This window comes from Streptomyces morookaense, assembly GCF_013030945.1.
GTDB classification, from domain to species: domain Bacteria; phylum Actinomycetota; class Actinomycetes; order Streptomycetales; family Streptomycetaceae; genus Streptomyces; species Streptomyces morookaensis.
Genome location: NZ_JABBXF010000110.1, coordinates 21,043 through 31,893, shown reverse-complemented (window position 1 = coordinate 31,893; position 10,851 = coordinate 21,043). Strand labels below are relative to the sequence as shown.

Sequence of the window (10,851 nt, the reverse complement as noted above, 5' to 3'; positions counted from 1 at the left end):
GTGCACGAGACCACGGTGCTCCGCATGTGCACCATCAACCCCGCCGCGACCCGGGACGACGTCGCACACGTCCTCGACCTGGCCGCCCGGTACGGCCGCCGGTCACTGGACGCGGCCGAGGCCGAGGCCGAGGTCAGGGGATCAGCAGCGCCGACGGACCGCTGATCCGCTGCACGCCCCGGTCCGTCGCACACGCCGGGACATCGAGGGTGAGCTGGACACCGGGCGAGGCGACCGTCCGGCCACGGAACCTCCCCGACACCACCTTCCCGACCACCAGCACCACGGCCTGCCCGGCGACCTGCCGGACATCGCCCATCGGGTAGACCACCACACTCCGCTCACCGGTGTTCCAGGTGATCTTCTCCACCGTGGTGGCGTCGGAGGCGAAGCAGCCGTTCACCCCGCCGCCGGTGATCTCGGACCCGGCGGCGGTGAGCCTGCGGTCGGCGGAGGTGCAGTGGTAGGAACCCGTCCCGGTGATCCTGGTCCTTCTCGCCCGCAGACTCAGGCCCGGGGAGAAGCCGATGGTGTTGGTGCCCGTACAACTGACGCCCCCGCCCGGCTCGTTCGCTGCCACCGGCGCCGCTGCGGGCCCGGCCGCGACCATTCCCACGGCCAGGGACGCGCTTCCGCAGATCCTTGCCCACGACCACATGCTGCGCATGGCACACGCTCCCGTTCCGCGCCCGGCCCGACCTGGCCCGGCTCCCGGAACGGGAATTGTCCCGGCGGCACGGGGCCGTCGGAGCCGAACTCCCCGGGTTCGCCGCGGAATCGGCAGCACGCGCAGGGCGAGGGGCGCGCGGACCGGTTCACGTCGGGCCGGGCGCGCGCCCGGGGCGCGAACGACGTCGGCCCGCGGCGTTCCGGGCACGTGCTTCACGCCCTGATGCCGCGGAGGGACACGTCGGTAGCGTGTGGGGCGCTCCGGGGGAAGGAGCCCCGCATCCACACCGAGGAGGGCGCGAGCATGGCGAATGCCGAATTCCCGGCCGGTACCAGGATCGTGCGCAACCAGGCGCTGACCAACGGGAGGGGCGACTCGTCCCTGCGCCTGCAGGAGGACGGCAACTTCGTCCTGTACCAGGAGGACAAACCGACGTGGCAGGCCGAGAACGTCTACCCGAACGGGCGTGAGGCCCTGTTCGCCTACGACGGCAACCTTGTGGTCTTCGACGAGGACCAGAGCGTCATCTGGGAGTCGGGGACCGGATCTCCGGACAACCGCGGCTCGGTCCTGGCCCTGCAGGACGACCACAACCTGGTGATCTACAACCGGGACGGGCGGCCCATCTGGGCCACCGGTACCAACACCTGATCCGCATGGGGACAGGGCCGTGGCGTGCCGGAGCCGGTTCCGGCACGCCACGGCCCGGGCGCCGGTGCCCCCGGCGCCGTCAGCCCAGTACGCCGGTCAGGGCGCGGACGAGTACGGATGCGAACCGGTCGCGGGACGTGTCGGCGGGCGGCGCGGCGACAGCCTGCAGGGCCGCGATGCGCGGGTGGCCGCCGGCGGCGGCGATGTGCTGCAAGTAGGCGGCCTGGCGCCGGGCTTCCGGCGCCGCGGCGGCCAGTTCGTGCTGGACGAACAGCGCCGTCAGCGCGTTCAGCAGGGCGAACGCCTCGAGTTTGGCGGCGGGTTCGGCCGGGTGGCCGGCGAGCACGTCGAGCACGTGCTCCAGAAGATCGACCCCGTGCGGGCCGAGGACCGGGCGGGTGATGACCAGTTCGGGAAGCCAGGGGTGCCGCTGCATGATCTGCCGGGCCTGGCGTGCGATCACCAGCAGGTCGGCCTGCCAGTCTCCCGTGGGGGGTGACAGGTCGTACTCCCCCGCCGTGCTGTCGACCATGAGGGCGAGCAGGTCGTCGCGGGCGGAGACGTAGCGGTAGAGCGAGGCGGCGCCGGTGTCCAGTGCCGCGGCGACCCGGCGCATGGAGACGGCGTCCAGGCCTTCCCGGTCGGCCAGTTCGACTGCCGCCGCGGTGATCTCGGCGCGGCTGCGCTCGGCCGGGCGTCCGGCCGCCGCCTGTTCCGGCCGCATCCAGATCACCGGTTCCTGCTGCCCTGTCAACGGGCGCCTCCCCTGTGGTCCTTGTGGCCACCCTACCGCTCTGCGTACGGTGTTCGCGAACATTCGCGAACACCGTACGCGAAGGCTTCAAGGGGGCCACGATGACGCACTACGCGCACAACGGCAGGATCCGTATCGCCTTCGACGACCTCGGCGGCCGCGGCGGCGACCCGCTGCTGCTGGTCATGGGGCTGGGGGCGTCCCGGTTCTGGTGGCCGGACGGATTCGCCGGTGAACTCGTACGCCGCGGCTTCCACGTCGTGGCCTACGACCAGCGCGACGCGGGCCAGTCCACCCACCTCCCGGCCCGGCCGGCCGGCTCACCGGTCGGGGCCCTGCTCCGCCGCGCCGCGCCGGCCTACAGCGCCGAGGACCTCACCGACGACGCAGCAGCCGTCATGGACGCCGTCGGCTGGGACCGCGCGCACGTCTTCGGCCACTCGATGGGCGGACTGGTGGCCCAGCGCATGGCGATACGCCACCCGCACCGCGTGCTCACCCTCACCACGTCCTCGGCCATGCCCAGCGACGCAGCGTCGGGTCCGAGCGTCCTGCGCCACGTGCGCCCGGCGACGGTCGCCCGCCTCGCCCGGCTGCGCCAACCCCGAACTCCCGAGGGCGACTTGGCGCTGGCCCTGGACATCGCCCGCATCCTGGCCGCCCCCGGACAGTCGGTCGGCGAACACGACGTACGCGACTTCGTGGCCAAGGAGGCGGCGCACGGTGTCGTCGGCTTCCGTGACCAGCAGGCGCAGAGCCGTCAGATCGGGGCACGGTGGCACGGCGGCCCACTCGCCCGCATCGCCGCACCGACGCTGGTGCTGCACGGCGAGCAGGACCCGCTGCTGCGGGTGACGGCGGCACGCGCCGTCGCCGCCGCGGTCCCCGGCGCCGGGCTGACCACCGTGCCCGGCCTCGGCCACTTCCTCACCCGTGAGGTCTGGGCCGCGTACGCCACCGCGGTGCGGGCGCTGGCCACGGGGTCGCATAGGGTTTCGGGATGATGCCTTCCACGACCGGTGAAGAGTTCGTCGTACGGGTCCTGGACTGGGCCCGGACCCGGCCCGACATCCGCGCCGTGCTGCGTACGGGCTCGCGCGCCCGGCGCGACGGCACGGCCGACGCCGTCTCCGACCACGACATCGAGCTGTACACGACGGACCCGGAGCAGTACGCGGATTCGGATGCGTGGGTGGGTGCCCTCGGCCCGGTGCTGGTCTCGGTCGGGCTGGAGGGGCCGTGGGACAACCCGGCGCGGCTGGTCTTCTTCGAGGACGGCGTGAAGGCCGACTTCCAGGTGCTGCCGGTGTCCCGGCTGGCCGAGATGGCGGCGGTGGGCCTGGACGAGGTGCATGTGCGCGGCTACGAGGTGCTCTTCGAGCGCGACGGGGCCGCCGCCGGCCTGCCCGCGGCCCCGGGCGGGCCGCCGGCCGCCGAGCTGCCCGATGCCCGGGAGTTCCATGAACTCTGCGCGGAGTTCTGGTTCGAGACGGCGCACCTGCCGCGCTGCCTGGCCCGTGGCGAGCTGTGGGTGGCCAAGTCCCGCGACTGGACGGCGAAGGAACTGCTGCAGACCATGATCGAGTGGCATGCGCTGACACGGCACGGTGCCGAGCACGACGTCTGGTACGGCGGGACGCGGATGCGCCGGTGGGCTGCGCCGGGGGTGTGGGACCGGCTGCCGGAGACGTTCGGCGGGTTCACCGCCGAGGACATCCTCCGCGGCGCACGCGCCACGGCCGACCTCTTCGCCGAACTGGCCAGGGAAGTGGCCGGGACCTACGGCTTCCCCTACCCCGAGAAGGCCGAGCGGGCCATCCGGCCCGCACTGGACGAACTTCCCTTGCTCTGAGGGGAGTTCAGCAGCAGACGGTGCCGAGCCCGGGCTTCCCCGGGGTCGGGAACGCGCCCGAGGCACACTTGGCGCCCCGCGCGCCGCGCAGCCGTCAAGTGCTGCCGTCCGCCACGGTTTTCCGCGCCGATCCCGCAGCAGGCCCGGGCGGAATCGGCATGATGCGGAGCGGCTTGCCGGTTCCCGTGGTGAAGGGGTGGATTGTGAAGCGTTCTTGGCGCAGGGCCTGGGGATGTGTGGTCATGGTTTCGGCTCTGGTGGCGGGGCCCGCGGTGCTCCCCGCATCGGCCCATGACGCGTCCCGCCCCCTGACGGCTTGTGCGGGCAGCGCCGGTATCCGCTTCTCCCCGGGGCTGTCGCTGTGGCCCAGGCACACGCGGATCGCGGGCAGCGCCCACTACACCTGCACGGGTACCGACCCCGGGGTCAAGTGGGCCGAGTCGGTCATCAAGGGCAGCGGAGAGACCAGTTGTCTCTCGATCGCCAGTACGGCGGTGGAGCTGGTCACCTGGAACACGGGCGAGCACAGCAAGATGCTCTACCGGCAGCAGCCCCTCGTCCAGGCGGCGGGCGGCCAGGTCGTCTCGCTGGTCGACGGCACCGTGATCGAGGGCAAGTACAAGGGGCGGTCGGTGAGTTCACCCGGGCTGCAGATCACGCTCGATCCGCTGGACTGCGCCACGAAGAAGGGCGTCGAGCTGGTCGACGGCCCGACGACGCTGGTGATCGTGTAAGGGAGCCTTCCGCCCCCTCGCCCTCAGGTCTCCTCAGGCCTCCTTGTCGGTGATGCGGCGCAGCCAGTCCCGCAGCAGCAGCGTCTCGTTCGCGGTCAGTCCCGGCGCGTCGCGGTGGGCGAGGGAGGCGGCGAGGGTGGCGGCGGCGCTGTGCGGTCCGGCGTCGGACGGGCCCGCCCCGGTGGCGGTGCCGGTCTCCGGGGTCGTGACGGCGTCGATGATCGCGTCGCGGGTGCGGCGGGAGAGCTGGTCGCCGTCCCGGTCGGGGTCGGCGATCAGGGACAGGGTGACGCCGGTGTTGGCGGCGAGCACCATCTGGGCGGCCAGTTCCGGGGCGGTCCGCAGCCGTCCGGCGAGGGCGATGCGACGGCACAGTTCGAGCAGCGCACCGTGCGCCTCCCGGGCGGCGGCCGGGGGCGGGCCCGGGCGCGGGGTGCCGTACATGAGGGCGTAGAAGGCGGGGTGGGTGCGGCCGAACTCGACGTGGGCGTCCCAGCCGCGGCGCAGATCCTCGACCGGGTCCCCGGTGGATCCGGCCGCCTTCTTCCCGGCCAGGTACTGCTCGAAGCCGTGGGCCACGACGGCGTCGAAGAGGCCCTGCTTGTCGCCGAAGTGGTGGTAGAGCGTCGGGGCCCCGACACCGGCGGCCTCGCAGACCGCGCGGGTGGACACGGGGGCCCCGCCGGAGGCGGCGAGCAGCCGGGCGGCGGCCTGGAGGATGCGTTCTCGCGGACTGGTCTGGGGGGCCGGGATGGCGGGACTGGCGGTCATATAGCAACGATATAGGGAGCCGGAGCGGGGCGGTACAGAAACCCGCCCCGCGATATAGCGTCGCTACACAGATGGGTGTACCGTTGTTGACAGAGCGGGCGCCACCCGGCCGTCCCGCCCCCGCCCGGCCCGTCGCGGGCCCGGCCTTCCGCCGGCGCTTGATCGAGTGCCCCGTCGAGGAAAGAGACCTCTGTCATGACGTCCATGCGTGTTGCCCAGGTGAGCTCCCCGGGCGGAAAGTTCGAGATCGTCGAGCGCGAGCTGCCCCAGCCCGGCCCCGGCCACGTCCGCATCACCGTCGAGGCGTGCGGGATCTGCCACACCGATGCCGCCTTCGTCCACGACGCCTTCCCCGGCGTCGGGTTCCCGCTGGTCACCGGCCATGAGGTGGCCGGGCGCATCGACGCCCTCGGCGAGGGCGTGACCGGGTGGCAGGCCGGCGACCGGGTGGCGGTCGGCTGGTTCGGCGGCCACTGCGGCCACTGCCGGCCGTGCCGGGAAGGCCACTTCATCGACTGCGCCAACCTGCAGGTGCCCGGCTGGGCCTACCCCGGCGGCTTCGCCGAGGCCATGGTCGCCCCCGTGAGCGCGCTTGCACGCATCCCCGACGAGCTCTCCGCGGCCGAGGCCGCTCCCCTGGGCTGCGCGGGGGTGACCACTTTCAACGCGCTGCGGCACTCCGCCGCCCGCCCCGGCGACCTCGTCGCCGTGCTCGGCCTGGGCGGGCTGGGCCACCTCGGCGTCCAGTACGCGGCCGCGCTCGGCCTCGACACCGTCGCCATCGCCCGCGGCGCCGACAAGAAGGACCTCGCCCACAAGCTCGGCGCCCGCCACTACATCGACAGCACCGCGACCGACGTGGCCGAGGCGCTGCAGGCCCTGGGCGGCGCCAAGGTCGTACTGGCCACGGCGGCCAGCTCGGCCGCGATGACCGCGACCGTCGACGGCCTCGCCCACCGCGGCGAACTGGTCGTCATCGGCGCCACCCCCGAGCCGCTGGCCATCAGCCCGCTCCAGCTGATCATGGGCAGCCGCACCGTTCACGGCCACCCCTCCGGCACCTCGCAGGACGTGCAGGAGACCATGGCCTTCACCGCCCTCAGCGGTGTGCGGCCCATGATCGAGACGATGCCGCTGGAGGAGGCCGGTGCCGCGTTCGAGCGGATGCTCAGCGGCGACGCCCGCTTCCGCATGGTCCTCACCACCGGCAAGTGACCCACCGGAGCATGCCCCACCGGTAAGCGACCCGCCCTTCCCGGGGCCCGCAGCAGCGGGCCCCGGCGGCCGACATGCGCACCCTGCGGACCCGTGTGAGGCTGATCCGGGGCGGCACCGCCCCGTTGCCAACTCCCGCCCCACCGAGGAGAGCACAGCATGGTGAGCGACAGGGAACGCGACCCGTACCGCGACAGCGACGACTTCATCGAGGACGTGCCGGAGGACGCACAGCCCGAGCGCGAGGAGCCGCGGCGGAGCGGCAAGGAGCGGGAGCGCAGCCGTCAGGACGAGGGCATGTACGAAGACGACGTCGACGACCTGCAGTAGCACCGCACTTCAGCGGCACACCCCCGAACCGGTCAGCTGCGCCACCGTGGCCGTGGTCAGTTCCGTGGCGAACACGCTGTTCTGCAGCGGCAGCAGGCGGTGGGCCTTGCACCGCTGCGTCGGCAGTGCCGCGTACTCCTCGCCGGTGATCCGTGTCCACGACGGGTCGAACGTCACCCGGACGATGACGTCCTGCACGGCGTCCGAGCTGATCGACGAGCCCAACAGCCAGACGCCGGGCTCCCGTCCGCGCACCGAGCCCGGTGGATCGAACGCCAGGTGCAGCAGTCCCGCCGCGCGCCCCTGCGGGCTGCGCAGCCGGTGCCAGTCGATCCGGCCGTCCGCGCCGATGCGGCCGAACGTCCCCGTCCCCGCCCGGGCCGTGCCGAGCAGCACCACCCACACGCCTCCCGGCCCGGCGACCAGGCCGACCGGCGTGCTCCCCTGTTCCGCCGGAACGGGAATCTGTGCCGTGCGTCCGCTGCGCGGGTCGATCCGCAGCACGGAGCTCGCGCTGTCCTGGCTGACGTAGAAGTCTCCGCTGACCGGATGCTGCGCGGCGAAGATCGGCTGCGGCCGCGCCTCGAAGAGCCGGTACCGGCCCGGCCGGGTGTGGTCCAGGGCCAGCACCTGGTGACTCTCCTTCAGCGTCACCCACAGCATGTCGCCGTACTCGCTGACGTAGTGCGGCCCCCGGCCGCCGCCGGGAACGGGGATCTCCCGCTCGATGCGCGGCGCGTCGTCGAGCGCGTCCGGCCGCGGATCCACCAGGAGCAGCCGGTTCCCGCCCTCGTGCGTGGCCCAGATCCGCCCCGGGTGGCGCGCCGAGACCGCCAGTCCGTGCAGCATCGCGTCCGGGGCCCCCAGCGCGAACGCCCTGGCGCCGGTCACCTGCTCGGTGCGCGGGTCCAGACGCAGCTTCACCAGATGGCTGCTGGACAGCTGGGACACCAACACCATCGGCTTGCCCGGCACTTTGACGATCTCGTGCGTCTCCTCGGCGGGCGGCAGCCCGTACTCCACCAACGACCGCCGACAGGGGCCTGATTCAGGTCCTGGACCGGCCGCCTCCCCTTCCGGCGTCCCGAGCAGCGCCCCGGCTGCGGTCAGACTGCCCAGTGCCAGCAGCCGGCTCTGAAACGTGCGGCGATCCAACAGGCCCCCCTGGTACGTGTCCCCTCGACGACCCGTCCATGGAAGCGGCATATAACGACAATCAGATGGCAATCGGGATGGATTCACCCGTCCAGGCGACAAGGTGGGCCCGAAACCCCGCGGGCTCGGCCTGCTGCTGCACGGTCGCCTCCCCGGGTGCCGCGGATGCCCGGCTGCGCCGGTGCGGTCGCTTTCAGCCAACTTGACGTCCCCTGCGCCCCGATCACCGACGGAGTCATTGTCATGCTCGCGACGAACTCGTTTACTGCAAGCAGCAACTACAGGCAACAGCCGAGACCCGAGGAGGCGCACGAGTCCCATGATCAAGCAAATAGCCGCCCTGACCGCACTCGTCCCGGCCATGCTGGGCGCCACGGCCGACGTCGCTTCGGCGCACTCCGCGCCGCACGCGACCCCGGCCGTGGTCACCCTGACCTACGACGCCGCCAACGCAGGTCAGTGGGCGGGCCCGATCCAGCAGGCCGTGCAGAACTGGAACGACGCGGTGCACAACGTGCGCCTGGAGCCGACGAGCACCCCCGGCTCGGCCGATTACGTCTACGAGGCCACGAGCGGCTGGCCGCAGACCACATTGGGGCCGATCTTCCCCGGTGGCAGCGGTGACGTACAGCTGGGCCGGCAGGCGGTGGACGAGGGTTACGACGCGACCCGGATCGCGGCGCACGAAACCGGGCACATCCTCGGGCTGCCCGACGACTACAGCGGCCCGTGTTCGGAGCTCATGTCCGGCCACGGCCCCGGCACGTCCTGCACAAACGCCAAGCCGGACGCGGCGGAGGCGGCGCAGGTCGACAAGAACTACGCCGCCGGCACGCCGACGGTGCGCCCGCATCACCACCAGGTGGTGATCGACGTCTGGTCCGGCCGGATGCGCACCGGCTCGCACTGATAACCCGCGGAGGTCTCACTGATAACCCGCGGAGGTCTCTCCGCACGGGCCGCACGGGAGACCGCCCTCCATGAACGGCCGCCGGATCAGCGGGAGTCGAGGCTGCGCAGTTCGCCTTGCAGCGGGCCACAACTCGCCTTGCAGCGGGCCACGACTCGGAGCGTCCCGCGGTCCCGGAGCGGGCCGCCCGGGCGCAGATTTGCACCGGCCCGGGGGCGGTGTGCAACAGTGGGCCCTCCGGCTCGCCGGGCGCTCCGCCACGTGCGCGGCGACCGCCGGAATTCCCCACATCCCCCCATCCCGAACGACGGTTCCGGCCCTGCCCTGCGCAGATCCGGACCGTCCGCCCGCCCTTCCGTCCTCCTCCACAGAAGAACTCCCCAGAGAACGATGCAGGCGACGACCTACCCTCCCCCGACCGCGGACCTGTTCACCCAGGGCCTGGAACTGCAACCCGGCTCGGCCCTGCTGCGCTTCGGCGCCGCGCGGCCGCGCCCGGCCGACCGGATCAGCTGGTCCGGCGACGGTGCGGTGGCCTGGCTCGACGAGCCGCGCGGCCACCTGTGGAGCGTCGGCGAACCGGCCGCCGCAGCCGGTCTCACCCTCCGTGCGGCTCACCAACTCCCCGGATCCATAGTGGAGTTCACCGGACCACGGGGCACCGACGTGCTGCTCGGCCGCCATCTCACGGTGACCGACCCGGTCGCCTGGGTCTTCCGTTGGACGCTCGACGAGCCGCCGCTCCATCCGGCGGAGGGGCGGGTGACCGCGCTGGACGAGGCGCACCACGGCGAACTGCTCGCCTTCCTCGGCGAGCACAGCCCGGCCCACTCGACCGGGCCCGGCTCCTCGGACGTCGGTCTCTGGGCGGGGATCCGTGACGCAGGCGGACGGCTGGTGGCGTGCGGTGCCATGAGCAGTCTGCGCGACAGCGGCGCGCCGCTGATGGCGTCCGTCGCGACCGACGCGGCCCTGCGCGGCCAGGGGCTCGGCGCGGCACTCACCTCGTGGCTGACGCGGTACGCCGTCCGCCGGTACGGCTTCTGCACGCTGTGGCAGCTTGCCGACAACCCCCCTGCGGACCGGCTCTACACCCGCCTCGGCTACCGCAACGAGGACCCCTGTGTGGCCGCGCGGATCAGTAGCTGAACCGGGCTGCCGGCTGTCTGTCCGAAGTGAAGGGTCATGTCTCCAGCACCGTGCGGCAGTCGCGCCAGGCGTCGGCGCTGAGCTGCCCCTTCAGCCGGGCGAACAGGGCGAGCAGTTCGGGTCCCCACTTCTCGCGGAAGGCCGGATCGGCCTGGGCGATGTCGAGTTCGTTGGCGGCGGACAACTCGGCGAAATCCCGGCACTCCTGGGGTTCCAGGACACGGGTACGGCCGGTGAACCGGTCGTGGAAGGCGGCGGCGTCCCGGGCGAGCGCCGGGTAGGTGAGCTTCCGGTCGCACGCGGCGTAGACGTACACGACGGCTTCGGCCTCGGCGCCGATCGCCGCTGTCAGATCCGTACGCCGGTTCGGCGGGAGCAGCGTCGCGGGGAAACCGTCGGTGCCGTACAACGCGTGACACAGGCCCGCGAGTTGCAGGGCGGGCCGGGCGTTCCATGCGGCCAACCGGGCCTGTACGCGCCGGAGGTGGGCCATGAGGGTGCCGCCGGGGTGGGCGACGCTTTCGGCCCCGAGCCGGCGAATGAGGGTGAGGGCCTGGTCTGTTGCGGCAGGAGGAGCGGACATGCGCCATGTCCTTTCGGTCCTTCACGGCTGAGGGTGGTCGGCACCCGCCCGGCCGTCTTCGCCCGATCCGGATTCGT

13 protein-coding genes are annotated in these 10,851 nt (G+C 72.6%); 8 read left to right on the top strand and 5 right to left on the bottom strand.

Annotation, left to right across the window (positions count from 1 at the left end; genetic code table 11):
• Nucleotides 1-133: 133 nt before the first annotated feature.
• Entirely contained in the window at nt 134-667 is a 534-nt protein-coding gene (locus HG542_RS31800; protein WP_171087633.1) for a hypothetical protein, read from the bottom strand.
• Between the two features lie 306 nt (nt 668-973).
• Between HG542_RS31800 and HG542_RS31795 the strand changes: the two genes are divergently transcribed.
• Entirely contained in the window at nt 974-1,321 is a 348-nt protein-coding gene (locus HG542_RS31795; protein WP_171087631.1) for a hypothetical protein, read from the top strand.
• A 79-nt stretch (nt 1,322-1,400) separates the two neighbouring features.
• Here HG542_RS31795 and HG542_RS31790 read toward each other — a convergent pair whose 3' ends face one another.
• On the bottom strand, nt 1,401-2,075 hold the full coding sequence (locus tag HG542_RS31790; RefSeq protein WP_229922849.1) for a TetR/AcrR family transcriptional regulator: 675 nt from the start codon (nt 2,073-2,075) through the stop codon (nt 1,401-1,403).
• A gap of 101 nt (nt 2,076-2,176) precedes the next feature.
• Between HG542_RS31790 and HG542_RS31785 the strand changes: the two genes are divergently transcribed.
• The 3 genes from HG542_RS31785 (at nt 2,177) to HG542_RS31775 (ending at nt 4,661) form a co-directional block, all read left to right on the top strand.
• Nucleotides 2,177-3,079, top strand: coding sequence for an alpha/beta fold hydrolase (locus HG542_RS31785; protein WP_171087628.1), 903 nt, complete (start codon nt 2,177-2,179; stop codon nt 3,077-3,079).
• Nucleotides 3,076-3,927, top strand: coding sequence for an aminoglycoside 6-adenylyltransferase (locus tag HG542_RS31780; protein WP_171087626.1), 852 nt, complete (start codon nt 3,076-3,078; stop codon nt 3,925-3,927). The genes HG542_RS31785 and HG542_RS31780 overlap by 4 nt, the downstream gene beginning before the upstream one ends.
• 242 nt (nt 3,928-4,169) lie before the next feature.
• The gene (locus tag HG542_RS31775; protein ID WP_171087624.1) at nt 4,170-4,661 is read left to right on the top strand and encodes a hypothetical protein; all 492 of its coding nucleotides are present in this window, start codon (nt 4,170-4,172) and stop codon (nt 4,659-4,661) included.
• Nucleotides 4,662-4,694: 33 nt separating this feature from the next.
• Here the strand turns inward: HG542_RS31775 and HG542_RS31770 are convergent, their stop codons facing one another.
• Complete coding sequence (locus HG542_RS31770; RefSeq protein ID WP_171087622.1) at nt 4,695-5,432, bottom strand: TetR/AcrR family transcriptional regulator; 738 nt, start codon at nt 5,430-5,432, stop codon at nt 4,695-4,697.
• Between the two features lie 195 nt (nt 5,433-5,627).
• Here HG542_RS31770 and HG542_RS31765 point away from each other — a divergent pair, with 195 nt between their 5' ends.
• Nucleotides 5,628-6,647, top strand: a complete 1,020-nt coding sequence (locus HG542_RS31765; protein WP_171087620.1) for an alcohol dehydrogenase — start codon at nt 5,628-5,630, stop codon at nt 6,645-6,647.
• Between the two features lie 159 nt (nt 6,648-6,806).
• Nucleotides 6,807-6,977 (top strand): hypothetical protein, encoded by a 171-nt coding sequence (locus tag HG542_RS31760; RefSeq protein WP_171087618.1) that lies wholly within the window; start codon nt 6,807-6,809, stop codon nt 6,975-6,977.
• A gap of 9 nt (nt 6,978-6,986) precedes the next feature.
• Here HG542_RS31760 and HG542_RS31755 read toward each other — a convergent pair whose 3' ends face one another.
• Nucleotides 6,987-8,000 (bottom strand): Vgb family protein, encoded by a 1,014-nt coding sequence (locus HG542_RS31755; protein WP_171087617.1) that lies wholly within the window; start codon nt 7,998-8,000, stop codon nt 6,987-6,989.
• Nucleotides 8,001-8,451: 451 nt separating this feature from the next.
• Between HG542_RS31755 and HG542_RS31750 the strand changes: the two genes are divergently transcribed.
• On the top strand, nt 8,452-9,042 hold the full coding sequence (locus tag HG542_RS31750) for a snapalysin family zinc-dependent metalloprotease (RefSeq protein WP_171087615.1): 591 nt from the start codon (nt 8,452-8,454) through the stop codon (nt 9,040-9,042).
• Nucleotides 9,043-9,432: 390 nt separating this feature from the next.
• A complete protein-coding gene (locus HG542_RS31745) occupies nt 9,433-10,191 on the top strand; it encodes a GNAT family N-acetyltransferase (RefSeq protein ID WP_171087613.1) in 759 nt (252 codons plus the stop codon).
• 34 nt (nt 10,192-10,225) lie between these two features.
• On the opposite strand, the gene HG542_RS31740 is transcribed toward HG542_RS31745, so the two are convergent.
• Nucleotides 10,226-10,774 carry a DUF6817 domain-containing protein gene (locus HG542_RS31740; protein ID WP_171087611.1) on the bottom strand — a complete coding sequence of 183 codons (549 nt, stop codon included), beginning with the start codon at nt 10,772-10,774 and terminating at the stop codon, nt 10,226-10,228.
• Between the last annotated feature and the right edge of the window lie 77 nt (nt 10,775-10,851).